The organism is Streptomyces enissocaesilis (assembly GCF_039533765.1).
Classification (GTDB): domain Bacteria; phylum Actinomycetota; class Actinomycetes; order Streptomycetales; family Streptomycetaceae; genus Streptomyces; species Streptomyces enissocaesilis.
In genome coordinates, this window is the sequence record NZ_BAAAUD010000020.1 from 243,221 (window position 1) to 259,455 (window position 16,235).

General features: G+C 72.8%; 16 protein-coding genes and 1 pseudogene. 12 read left to right on the forward strand and 5 right to left on the reverse strand.

Translation table 11 applies throughout. The annotated features are described in order from the left end of the window. Positions 1–69 precede the first annotated feature (69 nt). The 3 genes from bioD to ABD374_RS10710 are packed head-to-tail and all read left to right on the forward strand — an operon-like array spanning position 70 to position 1,885. Entirely contained in the window at positions 70–765 is a 696-nt protein-coding gene (bioD, locus tag ABD374_RS10700) for a dethiobiotin synthase (protein WP_344493854.1), read from the forward strand. A 26-nt stretch (positions 766–791) separates the two neighbouring features. After that, positions 792–1,154 (forward strand): VOC family protein, encoded by a 363-nt coding sequence (locus ABD374_RS10705; RefSeq protein WP_344493856.1) that lies wholly within the window; start codon positions 792–794, stop codon positions 1,152–1,154. A gap of 38 nt (positions 1,155–1,192) precedes the next feature. Continuing rightward, a complete protein-coding gene (locus ABD374_RS10710) occupies positions 1,193–1,885 on the forward strand; it encodes a class I SAM-dependent methyltransferase (RefSeq protein WP_344493858.1) in 693 nt (230 codons plus the stop codon). A 76-nt stretch (positions 1,886–1,961) separates the two neighbouring features. Here the strand turns inward: ABD374_RS10710 and ABD374_RS10715 are convergent, their stop codons facing one another. Both ABD374_RS10715 and ABD374_RS10720 read right to left on the reverse strand, forming a co-directional pair. Further along, positions 1,962–2,333: a fic family toxin-antitoxin system, toxin component gene (locus ABD374_RS10715; RefSeq protein ID WP_344493860.1), complete on the reverse strand. Its 372-nt coding sequence runs from the start codon at positions 2,331–2,333 to the stop codon at positions 1,962–1,964. Beyond that, positions 2,330–2,557: an antitoxin gene (locus tag ABD374_RS10720; RefSeq protein ID WP_214910147.1), complete on the reverse strand. Its 228-nt coding sequence runs from the start codon at positions 2,555–2,557 to the stop codon at positions 2,330–2,332. The genes ABD374_RS10715 and ABD374_RS10720 overlap by 4 nt, the downstream gene beginning before the upstream one ends. A 111-nt stretch (positions 2,558–2,668) precedes the next feature. Between ABD374_RS10720 and ABD374_RS10725 the strand changes: the two genes are divergently transcribed. The 7 genes from ABD374_RS10725 to ABD374_RS10755 all read left to right on the forward strand — a co-directional run bounded on the left by ABD374_RS10725 (position 2,669) and on the right by ABD374_RS10755 (position 9,941). Then, positions 2,669–3,094: a GNAT family N-acetyltransferase gene (locus tag ABD374_RS10725; RefSeq protein WP_344493864.1), complete on the forward strand. Its 426-nt coding sequence runs from the start codon at positions 2,669–2,671 to the stop codon at positions 3,092–3,094. Positions 3,095–3,251: 157 nt separating this feature from the next. Then, positions 3,252–4,631: a hemolysin family protein gene (locus ABD374_RS10730; protein ID WP_344493866.1), complete on the forward strand. Its 1,380-nt coding sequence runs from the start codon at positions 3,252–3,254 to the stop codon at positions 4,629–4,631. Continuing rightward, positions 4,628–5,653: a hemolysin family protein gene (locus ABD374_RS10735; protein WP_344493868.1), complete on the forward strand. Its 1,026-nt coding sequence runs from the start codon at positions 4,628–4,630 to the stop codon at positions 5,651–5,653. Before ABD374_RS10730 ends, ABD374_RS10735 begins: the two co-directional genes overlap by 4 nt. 78 nt (positions 5,654–5,731) lie before the next feature. Then, on the forward strand, positions 5,732–6,511 hold the full coding sequence (locus tag ABD374_RS10740) for an SGNH/GDSL hydrolase family protein (RefSeq protein ID WP_344493870.1): 780 nt from the start codon (positions 5,732–5,734) through the stop codon (positions 6,509–6,511). An 80-nt stretch (positions 6,512–6,591) separates the two neighbouring features. Further along, positions 6,592–8,034: an adenylosuccinate lyase gene (purB, locus tag ABD374_RS10745; RefSeq protein WP_344493871.1), complete on the forward strand. Its 1,443-nt coding sequence runs from the start codon at positions 6,592–6,594 to the stop codon at positions 8,032–8,034. A gap of 10 nt (positions 8,035–8,044) precedes the next feature. Next, a complete protein-coding gene (mug, locus tag ABD374_RS10750; protein WP_344493873.1) occupies positions 8,045–8,608 on the forward strand; it encodes a G/U mismatch-specific DNA glycosylase in 564 nt (187 codons plus the stop codon). A 175-nt stretch (positions 8,609–8,783) separates the two neighbouring features. Further along, entirely contained in the window at positions 8,784–9,941 is a 1,158-nt protein-coding gene (locus ABD374_RS10755; RefSeq protein ID WP_344493875.1) for an ROK family transcriptional regulator, read from the forward strand. A 51-nt stretch (positions 9,942–9,992) separates the two neighbouring features. Here the strand turns inward: ABD374_RS10755 and ABD374_RS10760 are convergent, their stop codons facing one another. Beyond that, positions 9,993–10,757: a GntR family transcriptional regulator gene (locus ABD374_RS10760; protein WP_344493877.1), complete on the reverse strand. Its 765-nt coding sequence runs from the start codon at positions 10,755–10,757 to the stop codon at positions 9,993–9,995. A gap of 136 nt (positions 10,758–10,893) precedes the next feature. Continuing rightward, positions 10,894–11,653: pseudogene (locus tag ABD374_RS10765) on the reverse strand (sigma-70 family RNA polymerase sigma factor family protein); the annotation flags it as partial. 190 nt (positions 11,654–11,843) lie between these two features. Here ABD374_RS10765 and ABD374_RS10770 point away from each other — a divergent pair. Together ABD374_RS10770 and ABD374_RS10775 are read left to right on the forward strand one after the other, a co-directional pair. Then, the gene (locus tag ABD374_RS10770; protein WP_344493879.1) at positions 11,844–13,442 is read left to right on the forward strand and encodes an alkaline phosphatase D family protein; all 1,599 of its coding nucleotides are present in this window, start codon (positions 11,844–11,846) and stop codon (positions 13,440–13,442) included. A 193-nt stretch (positions 13,443–13,635) separates the two neighbouring features. Next, positions 13,636–15,093, forward strand: a complete 1,458-nt coding sequence (locus ABD374_RS10775) for a GNAT family N-acetyltransferase (RefSeq protein WP_425577184.1) — start codon at positions 13,636–13,638, stop codon at positions 15,091–15,093. Here the strand turns inward: ABD374_RS10775 and ABD374_RS10780 are convergent. Further along, positions 14,987–16,222, reverse strand: coding sequence for a trans-sulfuration enzyme family protein (locus ABD374_RS10780; protein ID WP_344493883.1), 1,236 nt, complete (start codon positions 16,220–16,222; stop codon positions 14,987–14,989). The two genes, ABD374_RS10775 and ABD374_RS10780, sit on opposite strands and share 107 nt — an antisense overlap. Positions 16,223–16,235: the final 13 nt, after the last annotated feature.

Below are 16,235 nucleotides of genomic sequence, written 5' to 3' on the forward strand. Positions count from 1 at the left end.
CCGCCCGTCCGGACATACGCGGGCGAACCACAAAGAACTACGACGAACTACTACGCAGGAGCACCACCCATGGCCGTCATCGTCGTCAGTGGCACCGGCACCGAGATCGGAAAGACCGTCGTCACGGCGGCCCTCGCAGCCGCCGCCCGTGCCCAGGGACGTACCGTCGCCGTGCTCAAGCCCGCACAGACCGGACTCGCGCACGGGGAGCCGGGGGACGCCGACGAAGTCGTACGGCTCGCGGGCGACGCGGTCACGGGGGTCGAACTCGCCCGGTTCCCCGAGCCGTTGGCGCCCGCGACCGCCGCCCGCCGCGCCGGTCTGCCCCCCGTACGGCCGCACGACGTCGCCACCGCGGCCGCCGAGCTCGCCGTCGAGTACGACCTCGTGCTCGTCGAGGGCGCCGGCGGCCTCCTGGTCCGCTTCGACGACGACGGCGCCACCCTCGCCGACGCCGCCCGCCTGCTCGAAGCGCCCGTGCTCGTCGTCACCCCGGCCGGCCTCGGCACGCTCAACTCGACCGCGCTGACCGCCGAGGCGCTGCGCGCCCGCGGGATCGAGATGCTCGGGATCGTCGTCGGCAGCTGGCCCGGGGATCCCGGCCTCGCCGAGCGGTGCAATCTGACGGACCTTCCCGAGGTCGCCGCAGGAGCGCCCCTGCTCGGCGTCGTCCCCGAGGGCGCGGGGGCCCTGGAGCCCGCCGAATTCCGCAGCCGCGCCACGACGTGGCTCGCGCCCCGGCTCGGCGGCACCTGGTGCCCGTGAGCCCGTGAGCGCCTATGGTCGTCGTCATGCGAGCACGTATCGACGAGATCGTCTTCGACTGCGCGGACCCGGCCGCGCTGGTCCGGTTCTGGGCCGCCCTGCTGGGCGGCGACCCCGTCGACCGGAGTCCGCACTGGTCGTACGTCGACCCGCCGGACTGGACGCGGATCGCCTTCCAGCGGGTACCGGAGGGCAAGACCGTCAAGAACCGCCTCCACCTGGACCTGGAGGCGGGTGACCTGGACGCGGCGAGCGCCGAGGCGGAGCGCCTGGGAGCGACCAGGACGGGCGGCATCGTCACCGACGAGAACGGCTCCTTCCAGGTGCTGCTGGATCCGGAAGGCAACGAGTTCTGCTTCGTGAGCGGCGTGGGCCCCGCCACGGGGTAGGAATCGCGGTATCCGTACGCCCACGGAGGAGGTCCGCGATGCTGGAACGCCGCCGCAAGGTTCCCCGGGACGCCGTGCACCATCCGCTCTTCGCCCGTTTCTACGCCCGCGTGAGTGTGATGTCCGACCTGAGGAGCGGGGTGGCCGCGCACCGCGCGGAACTGCTGTCCGGTCTCTCGGGCCGGGTCATCGAGATCGGCGCGGGAAACGGGCTGAACTTCGCGTACTACCCGTCGGCCGTCTCCGAGGTGGTGGCGATCGAACCGGAGCGCAGCCTGCGGCGGCTGGCCGTGAAGGCGGGCCTGGACGCCGGTGTCCCGGTGGACGTGGTGCCGGGCGCCGCGGAGGCGCTGCCGGTCAAGAGCGAGGCGTTCGACGCGGCGGTGGTGTCGCTGGTGCTGTGCAGCGTACGGGACGTCCCGCGCGCCCTGTCCGAGATCAGGCGTGTGCTGCGGCCGGGTGGCGAGCTGCGGTTCTTCGAGCACGGCCGGGGCGAGGGCCGGGTCATGGTGACGGTCCAGCGCGCGCTGGACCGCACCGTGTGGCCCCTGCTCTTCGGCGGGTGCCACACGGCGCGCGACCCGCTGGCGGGCATCGTGGCGGCGGGTTTCGACATCGGTGCCCACCGGCGGCTGTCCGTACCGGAGAGGGGACCGCGGCTGCCGTCGTCGCCCTGCGTGCTGGGCGTGGCGCGCCGGCCCCCGGAGGAAACGGGGCCGTCCGGCGGCTGATGCCGCGCGGCCCGGCCGCGGCTCATCCCCTCCGCGGCCCGCTCCCCCACAGACCTCGCCCTCCCGGATCCCGCCCTCACAGACTCCACCGGCGCAGCTCTTCGGCGATCGCGTGCACGTCCGCCTTCCCCTCCTTGACCAGCCTGGCCAGGTCCCTCACCTGTTCGGGCGAGGTCGCGATCTTCAGGCCGCAGGCGACGAGATAGCCGTACGCGACGGCCGAGGCGAACATCGCGTTGGAACGTTCCAGCGCGGGCACCTGGAGGAGCAGGTGGAGGAGGGCTGCCGCGCGGGCGGGCGCGTCGCCGTAGACGGGGATGCCGAAGATCTCCGCCTCGTGCCGGGCCACGGCGGCGACGAGCGCGCCCCAGTCGACGACCTGCGGGTCGCCGGGGGTCTTGTGCTCGGCGACCATGAGGAGCCAGGCGAGGTCGATCCTGAGAGTCAACGCTTGCCTTCGCGCTCCGTGCCGAACTCTTCCGCGAACACCGATTCGTACTGCTTCATGAAGTCGGACGCGGCCTCGACGAAGGTGCGCCCCACCTCGCCCGCGTCCTGTCTGACCAGTTCCTCGATGTAGCGGTTCACGCTCATCCCGCGCTGGAGGGCGCGCTGCCGCGCGGCCTCCGCGGTGGTCTCGTCCACGCGTACGTTCAGCTGGGTCTTCGCCACCCCTTCACGCTAGCGCGGCAGTGCTAGCACCGGCAAGAGGCGTCCGGCTACGGAAAGTCCGGCATACGGAGAACGGTCGACGCGGCGGCCCCCGGATGCTGGGATGACGCCATGAACGATCTTCGAATACGCGCCGCGAACCCCGACGACCTCGACGCGGTACTGGCCTTCTGGAAGGAGGCCGCCGAGGGGGCCAGCATCAGCGACGACCGCGCGGGCGTCGGGCGGCTCGTCGCCCGGGATCCCGGCTCGCTGATCCTCGCGGAGTTCGGCGGCGAGCTCGTCGGCACGGTCATCGCGGGCTTCGACGGCTGGCGCTGCCACCTGTACCGGCTGGCCGTGCACCCGGACCGGCGGCGGCGCGGCATCGGCTCCGCGCTGCTCGCGGCGGCGGAGGAGCGGTTCGTGGAGCTGGGCGGGCGGCGCGGCGACGCGATGGTCCTCGTCCGGAACGCGCTCGCGCACCACGCCTGGCGCGCCGCGGGCTACGCCCCGGAGCCGCAGTGGCAGCGGTGGGTCAAGCCGCTCGTGGACTGACTTCTGCCGCGGTTTGCTGGTCCTTTACCATGGGCGGATCATTCATCCCCTTTTTTGAAAGGTGTGAGCGTCCGCCCATGGGCGAGCCTCCCAGTACCAGCAGTCGACATCGCGCACTCCTCCCCGCCCTGCCCGATCATGGGACGGAGGTGAACCGATGACCGAAGTGCTTCTGCTCGCCCTGGCCGTGCTGCTCTCGCTCGCCTGCGGAGCCTTCGTCGCAGCCGAGTTCTCGCTGACCACGATCGAGCGCGGAGACCTCGAGCGGTCCGTGGAGCGCGGTGAACGGGGGGCGGCGAGCGCCCTCAAGGCCGTACGCAGCCTCACGTTCCAGCTCTCCGGCGCCCAGCTCGGCATCACCGTCACCAACCTCCTCGTCGGCATGCTCGCCGAGCCTTCCATCGGCAAGCTGATCCGCGGTCCGCTCGAAGACGTCGGCCTCTCCCGCTCGGCGTCCTCGTCGGTGGCCCTGGTCATCGGTACGGCCCTGTCCACCGTCGTCCTGATGGTCGTCGGCGAGCTGGTGCCCAAGAACTGGGCGATCTCGTCACCGCTGGCCGTGGCCAGGGTGGTGGCCGCCCCGCAGCGGATGTTCAGCGCGGCCTTCCGCCCGCTCATCAGCCACCTCAACGGTTCGGCGAACCGGATCGTGCGGCGCCTGGGCATGGAGCCGGCCGAGGAGCTGGCCTCCGCCCGCAGCCCGCAGGAGCTCGTCGCCCTGGCGCGGCACTCCGCGCGGGAGGGCGCGCTGGAGGCCGACACGGCGGAGCTGTTCGTACGGACCCTGAACCTGGCCGAGCTGACCGCGGAGAACGTGATGACCCCGCGCGTGCAGGTCACCGCGCTCGACGTGCAGGCCACCGCGGAGGACGTCGCGAACGCCACCCGCGCGACCGGCCTGTCCCGTTTCCCCGTCTACCGGGGCAGCCTCGACTCGGTCGTCGGCATCGCGCACATCAAGGACGTACTGACCGTGCCCGCCGAACGCAGGCCGTCGCACCCGGTCTCGTCCCTGCTGCGCGAGCCCCTGCTCGTACCGGAGTCGCTGACCGTGGACCGGCTCCTCGACCGGCTGTCGGGCAGGCGCACCATGGCCGTCGTCATCGACGAGTACGGCGGCACGGCGGGCGTCGTGACGCTGGAGGACATCGTCGAGGAGGTCGTCGGCGAAGTGCGCGACGAGCACGACCCGCACGAGACGCCTGACCTCGCCCCGGCCGGCGAGGACGCCGACGGGCGGACGCTGTGGTCGGCGGACGGCGCGGCCAGGACTGACCAGCTGGAGCGGGTCGGACTGCGGCTGCACGACGGCCCGTACGAGACGCTCGCCGGGCTGGTCGCCAGCGAGCTGGGCCGTATCCCGGTCGTGGGCGACCGCATCGAACTGGCCGGATGGCAGCTGGACGTGGTGGACGCGGCGGGCCGCCGCGCGGCGCGCGTGCTGCTGCACGCCCCGCTGCCCGGGGAAGAAGAGGCCGCGGGCTCCTACGGCTCCGCCGGCTCGGCCCGTTCCGGGGAAAAGGAGGCCGGGCGATGACCGCGGTCCAACTGCTCATCGGCCTGCTCACGCTGGTCGTCAACGCCTTCTTCGTCGGCGCGGAGTTCGCGCTGATCTCCGTACGCCGCAGCCAGATCGAGCCGGAGGCCGAACGCGGGAACCGGCGGGCGCACAGCGTCCTGTGGGGCCTCGAACACGTCTCGGCGCTGCTCGCGGCGGCCCAGCTGGGCATCACGCTGTGCACCCTGGTGCTGGGCGTGGTCGCCGAGCCGGCCATCGCGCACCTGCTGGAGCCGGTCTTCCACGCCGTCGGTGTGCCGGACGGGCTGACGCACCTCGTCTCCTTCGTCATCGCGCTCGCCGCGGCGACGTATCTGCACATGCTCTTCGGCGAAATGGTGCCGAAGAACATCGCGCTGGCCGAGCCGGTGCGGATCGCGCTGCTGCTGGGGCCGCCGCTGGTGGCGCTGGCCCGTGCGCTGCGCCCGGTGATCTTCGCGATCAACGCCTTCGCCAACGCGCTGCTCAAGCTGTTGCGGGTGGAGGTCAAGAACGAGGTGTCCGCGACGTTCTCGGACGACGAACTGGCGCGGCTGGTCACCGACGCGGGCGACGCCGGCCTGCTCGACGACCGTGCGGCCGAGCGGCTGCACGACGCCCTGGAGCTGGGCCGGCGCCCGGTGCGGGACGTGGTCATGCCGGTGGAGCGCGTGGTCTACGCCCAGGTGGGGACGGGCCCGGAGGAGCTGGAGCGGCTGTCGGCCGAGTCGGGGTTCTCCCGCTTCCCGGTGCTGGAGGGTCTGCGGATCCTGGGGTACCTGCACGTCAAGGACGCGTTGGACGCCGTACCGCGCGACGTGCCCTTCCCGGTGTCCGCGCTGCGGCCGATCGCCCGGGTGCGGGCGGACGCACCGCTCGACGACGTGCTGACGGCGATGCGGCGCAGCCGGACTCATCTGGCGGCGGTGCTGGACGAGGACGGCAGTCCGGCGGGGCTCGTCACGATGGAGGACGTCCTGCGGGAACTGGTGGGCCGGCCGGACCAGAAGCAGCAGTCCTGACCGTCGGCGCGGCCGGGGCGGCGAGGAGCGTCGCCCCGGCCGCGACGGTGGGAGCGCCCGGGATACGATCGCTCCGCCATGGAAATGAATGCCGTCTACACCAGTTTTGTCGCGGTCGGCGACTCGTTCACCGAGGGCATGTCGGACGCGCTGCCCGACGGCTCGTACCGCGGCTGGGCGGACCTGCTCGCCGCGCGGCTCGCGGCGCGCACACCGGGCTTCCAGTACGCCAATCTCGCCGTACGCGGAAAGCTGATCGGCCAGATCGTCGACGAGCAGGTCGGCGTCGCGGCCGCCATGCGGCCGGACCTCGTGACGCTGGTCGGCGGCCTCAACGACACGCTGCGGCCGAAGGTCGACATGGGCAGGGTGTGCGGACTCCTCGAAGAGGCCGCCGGGAAGCTGGCGCCGTCCTGCGGGCAGCTGGTGCTGATGCGCAGCCCCGGCCGGAACGGTCCGGTGATGGAGCGCTTCCGGCCGCGCATGGAGCAGTTGTTCGCCTTCGTCGACGGCCTGGCGGCGCGGCACGGCGCCCTGGTGGTCGATCTGTACGGCGCTCCCGCGCTCGCCGACCCCCGGCTGTGGCACGTCGACCGGCTGCACCTGACGGCGGAGGGGCACCGGCGGGTCGCCGAGGCGGTGTGGCAGGCGCTCGGGCTCGCGGCGGAGGACGACTGGCGCTCGCCGCTCGCACCGGGCGTGGCCCCCGGCTGGGCGGCGCGGCGCGGCAGCGACCTGCGGTTCGCGCGCGAGCACCTGGTGCCGTGGATCGGACGGCGCGTCACGGGGCGGTCCTCGGGCGACGGGCGGCCGGCCAAGCGCCCGGAGCTGCTGCCGTATGACGGGCCCCCTCCGTAGCGCTCGCGCCCCTCCTTGTAGCAAGCCACAGCCAGGGGTGCTGCGCCGACCTGCAGAAACCGCCAGTAGAATCTGGTCACGTGACTGCTGCTCCCGCGAAGCCCCGCATCCCCAATGTCCTGGCCGGCCGCTACGCCTCCACGCAACTCGCCGTCCTGTGGTCCCCCGAGGAGAAGGTGAAGCTGGAGCGCCGGCTGTGGCTCGCCGTGCTCCGCGCCCAGAAAGACCTCGGCATCGAGGTGCCGGACGAGGCCCTCTCCGACTACGAGCGCGTGCTCGACCAGGTCGACCTGGTGTCCATCGCCGAGCGCGAGAAGGTCACGCGCCACGACGTGAAGGCGCGGATCGAGGAGTTCAACGCGCTCGCGGGCCACGAGCAGGTCCACAAGGGCATGACGTCCCGCGACCTCACCGAGAACGTCGAACAGCTCCAGATCCGGCTCTCGCTGGAGCTGATGCGCGACCGTACGGTCGCCGTGCTCGCCCGCCTCGGCAAGCTGTCCGCCGAGTACGCGGAGCTGGTCATGGCGGGCCGCTCGCACAACGTCGCGGCCCAGGCGACGACCCTCGGCAAGCGCTTCGCGACGGCGGCCGACGAGCTGCTGGTGGCGTACAGACGTCTTGAGGAGCTGCTGGGCCGCTACCCGCTGCGCGGGATCAAGGGCCCGGTCGGCACGGCCCAGGACATGCTCGACCTGCTGGGCGGCGACGCGGGCAAGCTGGCGGACCTGGAGCAGCGGATCGCCGCTCACCTCGGTTTCTCGCAGGCCTTCACCTCGGTGGGCCAGGTGTACCCGCGTTCGCTGGACTACGAGGTCGTCACCGCGCTGGTGCAGCTGGCGGGCGCGCCGTCGTCGGTGGCGAAGACGATCCGGCTGATGGCCGGGCACGAGCTGGTGACGGAGGGCTTCAAGCCCGGCCAGGTCGGCTCGTCCGCGATGCCGCACAAGATGAACACCCGCTCCTGCGAGCGTGTGAACGGCCTCATGGTGATCCTGCGCGGCTACGCCTCGATGACGGGCGAGCTGGCGGGCGACCAGTGGAACGAGGGCGACGTGTCCTGCTCGGTGGTGCGCCGCGTCGCGCTGCCCGACGCGTTCTTCGCCTTCGACGGCCTGCTGGAGACCTTCCTGACGGTGCTGGACGAGTTCGGCGCCTTCCCGGCGGTCGTCTCCCGCGAGCTGGACCGCTACCTCCCCTTCCTCGCCACCACCAAGGTGCTCATGGCCTCGGTACGGGCCGGGGTCGGCCGCGAGGTCGCGCACGAGGCCATCAAGGAGAACGCCGTCGCCTCCGCGCTGGCGATGCGCGAGCAGGGCGCCGAGCGGAACGAGCTGCTGGACAAGCTCGCGGCCGACGAGCGGATCCCGCTGGACCGGGCGCGGCTCGACGAGCTGATGGCCGACAAGCTGTCCTTCACCGGTGCGGCCGCGCAGCAGGTCGGGGCCGTGGTCTCCCGTATCGAGGAGATCGCCGGGCAGCACCCCGACGCCGCCGCGTACACCCCCGGATCGATCCTCTGATCCGCACGCCATGACACCCGAAGAACTCCTGGCCGCCCGCGACCGCCTCGTTCCCGACGTGGTCGCGGGTGACCTGCGGGTGCTCTTCTGCGGCATCAACCCGGGGCTGATGTCGGCCGCGACGGGCCACCACTTCGCCCGCCCCGGCAACCGCTTCTGGCCGGTGCTGCACCTCTCGGGCTTCACGCCCCGGCAGTTGAAGCCGTGGGAGCAGGACGAGCTCCTGTCCTACGGTCTGGGCATCACCAACGTGGTGGCCAGGGCGAGCGCGCGGGCCGACGAGATCAGCGACGAGGAGTTCCGCGAGGGCGGACGGCTCCTGACCGCGAAGGTCGAACTGCTGCGGCCGAAGTGGCTCGCGGTGGTCGGCATCACCGCCTACCGCACGGCGTTCGGTGAGAAGAAGGCGATGATCGGGCCGCAGGAGCGGACGATCGGCGGGACCCGGATCTGGGCCCTGCCCAACCCCAGTGGACTCAACGCGCACTGGACCGCGCGGACCATGGCCGAGGAGTACGCCAGACTGCGGGCCGCGTCGCAGGACGACGGCCAGGAGTCCGACACCACGCGCTAGGCGCGGAGACCGCCGACGCCCGGAAGCCGCCGGCCGTACCGCTGGGGCGCCGCGGAAGCCGTCGGCGTACCGCTGGGGCGCCGTGTGGGCCGCACACCGCCGGATCTTACTCGCCGCTCCCCCGACCAGCGAGTACGATCCGGCAGAACAAGCGCGCGAGCTGGGAGGACACACCGTGGGGCGGCTGACCGGCGGGGACCCCTCACTGCTGCGGCGGATCAATTCCGCCGTGGTGCTGCACGCCCTGCGAGGCGCCGGCTCGCCCACTCTCACCGACCTCACCCGCATCACGGGCCTCTCCCGGCCGACCGTCGAGGGTGTGGTCGAAGGGCTCATGGAGACCGGGCTCGTCGTCGAGGCCCCGGCCGAGGACGGCGAGGCGCGGCGGCAGGGGCGGCCCGCGCGGAGGTTCCGGTTCCGGGCCGAGGCGGGGCACTTGCTGGGCGTCGAGATCGGTCCGCACCGCATCGCCGCCCTGCTGTCCGGGCTCGACGGCCGCGTCATCGGCGCGGGCTCCCGCGAGGTGTCCGTGACCGCTTCGGCGGACGAGCGGCTCGACCGGGTACGCGCCACGGTCGCCGACGTACTGCGCCGCGCCGGAGTCGCCCGCAGCTCGCTGCGCGCCGTGGGCGTCGGCTCGCCCGGCATCGTGGAGGCCGACGGAACCGTACGGCTGGGCACGGCCCTGCCCGAGTGGACCGGGCTGCCCCTCGGCGAGCGGCTCCGCCGTTCCTTCCGCTGCCCCGTACTGGTGGAGAACGACGCCAACGCGGCGGCCGTCGCCGAGCACTGGAAGGGCGTCGCCGTCGACTCCGACGACATCGTGTTCGTCCTGGCCGGGCTGAGCCCCGGCGCGGGTTCGCTGATCGGCGGCCGGCTGCACCGCGGGTACGGCGGCGCGGCCGGCGAGATCGGAGCGCTGCACCTGCTGGGCCGCGAGGTCACGCCGGAGACGCTGCTGTCGACGACGGGCGAGCCGCTGCTCCCGCTGGACGAGCAGGCGGTGGCAACCGTCTTCCGGCGCGCCAGACAGGGCGACCCGGGGGCGCGGGAGGCCGTCGAGAGGTTCATCCAGCGGCTGGTGCACGACGTGGCGGCGCTGGTCCTGGCGCTCGACCCCGAGCTGGTCGTGATCGGCGGGTGGGCGGCCGGCATCGACGGCGTACTGGAGCCGCTGCGCGGCGAGTTGGCGCGCTACTGCCTGCGTCCGCCGCGGGTGGCGCTGTCGCTGCTCGGTGAGGCGGCGGTGGCGACCGGCGCGCTGCGCCTGGCCCTCGGCCACGTCGAGGAACAGCTCTTCGCCGTCGAGGGAACGGTGACGGCCCGCCGCTGAGCCGCGACGGGCCGTACCGCGAGAGCCTCACCTACCGTGAGGCGGAGGGAATCAGGAGGCCCTGCGCTCCTGCCCGTGGTGGCTTATCTCCACGTCGCCCGAGTCACCGAAGGTGAGCCGGCAGGTGTCCGCCCGGTAGGTGGCCACGGAGACCGCGGCGGTCCTGCCCTCGGCGAAGTAACGCGTGGTGACGACGAGGACGGGCGCGCCGGGCAGCCGGTCGAGTTCCTTCGCGTCGTCCGCGCGGGCCGAGCCGAGCTCGACGGCACGGTCCTGGCCGTCCATCACGAGGCGCTGCAGTTCCCGGAGCACGCTGCGCGCGCGGGCCGCGCCCGAGGGCGCTTCGATGGCCGCGAGGTCCGGCACGGACGCGTCCGGTACGTACAGCAGCTCGGCCGCCACCGGCTGACCGTTCGTCACCCGGAGCCGGCGCACCACGTGCACCTCGTCCTCGGCGTCGAAGTCGAGCATACGGACCACCGCGACGGGGGGCACGGCGCTCGCGCAGTCGACCGGCTGCCAGGCGTCGCCGGCCGCGCCCGGCCAGCCGTGCTGCGAGGCGCCGACGTCCACACCCACGCGCGGCGGGGCGACCGTGGTGCCCACGCCGCGACGGCGCTGCAGGCGGCCTTCCAGTTCGAGCTGTTCGAGGGCCTGGCGGAGCGTGGCGCGCGCGACGCCGAAGCGCGAGGCGAGTTCACGCTCGTTGGGCAGGATCTCACCGACCGCGAAGTCGGAGTCGAGTGCCTCGCTGAGCACGGTCTTGAGGTGCCAGTACTTCGGCTCCGGCACCGTTTCGAGCTGCGTGGTCCCCACCCTGATCCTCCGCAATCAGCCTGTCCCCGGCGAGTTTCCGCGCCCTTGTTTATTAAAGGTTCCTGCACTAACTCTGCGACCATAAGTCCGTGACCCCCCTTGGTCAAGACCAATCGGCGCAGGTCAGGCGCCGCTCCTACGGGGCGAATGCGGTGGGTTTGCCGGGGTTGCGGATGATGTAGACACACGGGATGAGGCCGTCCGCGACGTCCAGCTGGAGGACCGCGTCGGGCTTCGAGCCGGACAGGACCGGCAGGGCCGGCCCGCCGTTGAGCTCCAGGAAGCGGAACTCGCTCTCGGCGACCGGCTGCTCGGCCGCGGCGAACAGGAAGCGCGCCGCCTTGTCGGCGCTCTCCATGACGCGCAGTGGCGCCCTGGCCTTGCCGCCGTTGTCGCCGACGAGCCGGACGTCCGGCGTGAGCAGTGCGAGCAGTGCGTCGAGGTCCCCTCCCGACGCCGCCGCGGGGAACCGCTCGGTGAGGTCGCGGCGTTCGGCCGGGTCCACGCCGAACCGTGGCCCGCGTTCCGCGACATGCCGCCGGGCGCGTCCCGAGAGCTGCCGTACGGTCGGTTCCTGGCGTTCCGGGGTGGCTGCGATTTCTCCGTACGGGAAGCCGAAAGCCTCCCGCGGGACGCACACCGCGCGTTCCAGCGGAGAGCGCGACTCCAGAACGACGAGCACCGCGCGCGATCCGGAGGCGGCGAGCACCGCGCGCTGCGCGCTGTCCTCGACGGTCGCACCGGGGTCCGTCACGAGCGGCTCGGGCCGCCGCGGACCGGCGTACACCTCACGCCTCGCCCGTACGTGGCGCAGCCGGTCGACGGCGAGCCGGGTGGTGATCCGCGCCAGGTGGGCGCGGTTCGCGCACGTCGTCACGCGGCCGCGCGGACCGGCGTCCTGCGGGAACGGGAAGGGGGCGCGCCGGGCCGGTTCCCGGGAACGGTGGCCGGCTGTTCACTTGTGGTTCGTGTGGTTGCCGTGGCCGGGCGCTAGGCATGGCGTCACACGCCGGACCGTCCGCGGGGCGGATACTCGGGCGGCGTTCCGACCCACAGAACGACCCAACCGTCACTGGAGGCGCATCGATGCCGCACCGACCGCAGAGCCAGTCCCCCGACCGACGTTCCGTCCTGCGCGGCTCGCTGGCCGCCTCGGCCGCGCTTGCCCTGCCCGCCGCCGTCGGCGCGGCCGCCGCGCCCGCGCAGGCGCTCTCCGGCCGACCGCGCGCCGCATGGGGTGTGCAGACGGGTGACGTCACCTCCTCGTCGGGTCTGGTGTGGGTACGGTCCGACCGTCCGGCCCGGATGATCGTGGAGACGTCCGCGACGGAGTCCTTCCGCCACTCCCGCAGATGGCACGGCCCCCTGCTCGGGCCCGGTACGGACTTCACAGGGACGACACCGCTGCGGGGCCTGCCCCCGGGCGAGCAGGTGCACTACCGGGTGACCCTCGCCGATCCCGACGATCCCCGTCGCACCGGGGAGGCGCTCCAGGGAACGTTCCGTACGGCGTCCGTGAGGCGACGTGAGGGCGTGCGTTTCCTGTGGTCGGGGGACATCGCGGGCCAGGGGTGGGGCATCAACCCGGACATCGGCGGCTACCGGGTGTACGAGGAGATGCGCCGCCTCGACCCGGACTTCTTCCTGTGCAGCGGCGACACCGTATACGCGGACGGCGTGATCCGGCCGAGCGTGACGCTGCCCGACGGGCGCGTGTGGCGGAACATCACCACCCCGGAGAAGTCGAAGGTCGCCGAGACCCTGGACGAGTTCCGCGGGAACTTCCGCTACAACCTGCTGGACGACAACGTACGCCGTTTCAACGCGCAGGTGCCCTCGATCGTGCAGTGGGACGATCACGAGGTGCGCAACAACTGGTACCCGGGCCAGATCCTCGACGACGCCCGCTACACGGAGAAGAACGTCGACGTACTGGCGGCACGGTCGGTGCGCGCGTTCAGCGAGTACTTCCCGGTTTCGACGCTCCCCGCGCGCGGGGAGGGCGGAAAGGGAGGCGGCCGGGTCCACCGGGTGGTCAGGCAGGGTCCCCTGCTCGACGTCTTCGTCCTCGACATGCGGACGTACCGCAACGCCAACTCGCCCGGACGGCAGCCCGACGACGCGACCGGCATCCTCGGCGCCGAGCAGCTCGCCTGGCTGAAGAAGGAGCTGTCGCGCTCCCGCGCGGTGTGGAAGGTGATCGCCTCCGACATGCCGCTGGGGATCGTCGTCCCGGACGGGGCTGCCGACTTCGAGGCGGTCGCGCAGGACGATCCCGGGGCGCCGCTGGGCAGGGAGCTCCAGATCGCGGAGCTCCTGCGCCACATCAAGCATGCCCGTATCACCGGCACGGTGTGGCTCACGGCGGATGTGCACTACACCTCGGCCCAGCACTACGATCCGTCCCGCGCGGCGTTCAAGGACTTCGCGCCCTTCTGGGAGTTCGTGTCCGGGCCGCTGGCCGCGGGCGGCTTCCCGTCGAGCCGGCTCGACGCCACCTTCGGCCCGGACCAGGTCTTCGTGAAGGCACCGGCGCGTGCCAACGTGTCGCCCATGGAGTCCCCCCAGTACTTCGGCGAGGTCGAGATCGACGGCGGGAGCGGCGAGCTGACGGTGCGGCTGCGCGCCGAGGGCGGGACGGTGCTGTTCAGCAAGGTGCTGCAGCCCGGCCGCGTCGGCCAGTAGCGGAGGATCGGAAGGGGATCCGGAAATCCCGGAATCCCGGAATCCCGGAATGCGGACGGGCCGGATTCCGTGGCCGGTCGTGGCCGAAAACGGTCACTAAGCCCCAGAAGCGCGCTTAACCCATCAGTCACAGAGTGTTCGTGATCGCGCAACACCGATCGGCCACAGTGGTGCCATGACGGATGTGACTGGCATGACCGATACGACCGACACGACCGGCGCGACGGCCGCGACAGCCACGGCATCGCCGAAGCGTGCCCGCCGTGCGCACCACTGGCGGCGGGACCTCGTCGAACTCGCCGCCCTGTTCACCGCCGTGGCCGTCGCCGACGCGATCGCGAACACGATCGCGCACGGCCCCGACGGACCGTATCTCCTCGTGGCTTCGGCCGTGGCGCTGGCCGCCACGGCCGGGTTCCACACCTGGTGGGCGCGGCGGCACAGTCATTCCCCGCCGCCCCCTGCCGACACCCGCCCCCGTCCCGGTACGGCCGGTGAGGGCGCGCCGCCCGCCTCCGGGACCGCGCTCTGGCGGATGCGCACCACCGTCAGGGACGAGCCCGGCAGCCTGGCGCTGCTGTGCACCGCCCTGGCCCGCCACCAGGTGGACATCCTCACCCTGCAGACCCACCCGCTCGCCGACGGCACCGTCGACGAACTGCTGCTGCGCGCCCCCGGCACCCTCCAGGCCGCCGCGCTGAGCCGTGAGGTCTCCGCCGCCGGCGGCCGCGACACGTGGCTGGAGCGGGCCGACGCCCACGACCTCGTCGACGCCCCCACCCGGGTGCTCGGTCTCGCCACCCGCACCGCGCTCGACGCCGCGGAACTCCCCCTGGCCCTGCGCCAGTTGCTCGGACGCTGCACCATCCATTCGCTGCCCGCCACCAGTCTCACCGGCCGGTCCACCGGTGACGCCGCTCCGGTCGAGGGCGTACTCGACGGCACGGTCATGAAACTGCGCGACCCGTCCGGCGGGACGATCACCGTCGAGCGCCACTACCTGCCCTTCACCCCGACGGAGTTCGCGCGCGCCCGCGCCCTCGTGGAGCTCGACGCCCGCCTCGGCCCGCGCATCCCGCGCGGCGAGCAGGTGCTGACCCTCCCCGAGGGCAACGAGATCACCGTCCGCAGGGCCGGGCCCGACGACCTCGCCGACGCCCGCGCCATGCACGACCGTTGCGGCGACCGCACCCTGAGCCTGCGCTATCACGGCCCGGTGGGCGACGCCGACCGCTACCTCGGCCACCTCCTCAGCCCGCGTTTCGGCCGCACCCTCGCCGCCTCGACGGCGTCCGGCCGCCTCGTCGGTCTCGGCCACCTGCTCTGGGACGGCGACGAGACGGAGGTGGCGCTGCTCGTCGAGGACGCGTGGCAGCGCCGCGGCATCGGCTCCGAGCTGCTGGGCCGCCTGGTGGAGCTCGCCGCCGAGGCAGGCTGCGAGAGCGTCTACGCCGTCACCCAGTCGTCCAACACCGGCATGGTCGCGGCCATGCGCGGCCTCGGCCTGCCCCTCGACTACCAGATCGAGGAGGGCACCCTGGTGGTCACCGCGCGGCTGGGTACGGCGGCCGTGCGTCCGCGTCCCGCCCACCCGCAGGGGCCGGTACGGACACAGGCGCACACACAGGGGCGGCGGCCCCGGCGGCACTGAGGGCCTCGCACAGGTCCCGCCACAGGTCCTCCACGTCCTCCAGCCCGACCGACATCCGCAGCAGCCGGTCGCTGACCCCCGAGGACCGCCGGTCTCCCTCGGCCACGATGCGGTGGCTGATGGAGGCCGGATGCTGGATGAGCGAGTCCACGCTGCCGAGGCTGACGGCGGGCGTGATCAGCCGTACGCCCCCGATCACCGCGTGCGGATCGCCGTACACCTCGAAGGCCACCATCGCGCCGCCGAGCTTCGGATAGTGCACCCGCGCCACCCGCGGATCGGCGGACAGCCGCCGGGCGAGCTCGGCCGCGGACGCCGACGCCGCACGCATCCGTACGGGCAGTGTGGACAGCCCGCGCAGCAGCAGGTATCCGGCCAGCGGATGGAGTACGCCGCCGGTCGCGAACCGCACCTGGCGCAGCGCGCGGGCGAACTCCTCGTCGCACGCCACCACCCCGCCGAGCACGTCGCCGTGTCCGCCCAGGTACTTGGTGGCGCTGTGCAGGACGAGCCGCGCGCCGTCCTCCAGCGGGCGCTGGAGCACCGGCGTCGCGAAGGTGTTGTCGACGAGCAGCGGCACCGACCCGCAGGACCGCGCGACCGCCCGGACGTCGATCTCCGCGAGGGTCGGGTTGGCGGGGGTCTCGACGATCACGAGACCGGTGTCGGGGCGGATCGCGTCCTCGATGCCGGCCGGGTCCACCCAGGTCACCTCGGTGCCGAGCAGTCCGGCGTTCAGCAGGTGGTCGCTGCATCCGTACAGCGGCCGTACGGCGACGACGTGGCGCAGGCCCGCGCTCGCCCGTACGAGGAGTACGGCGGTGAGCGCCGCCATGCCGCTGGCGAACGCGACGGCGCTCTCGGCGCCTTCCAGCCGTGCCAGGGCGTCCTCGAAGCGGGCGGTGGTCGGGTTGTCGAGCCGTGAGTAGACGGGCGGGCCCTCCGGCCGCGCGCCGGTGGCGGCGAACGCGTCGATCCTGGCCGCCTCCCCCCGGCTGTCGTACGAGGGGTAGGTGGTCGACAGGTCGAGCGGCACGGCGTGCAGCCCCAGCGCCGCGAGGTCTTCGCGGCCGGCGTGGACGGCTTCGGTGGCCAGGGCCCGGGGTGTGGTCGAGGCGTCGGTGTTCATGACATGACTCTGA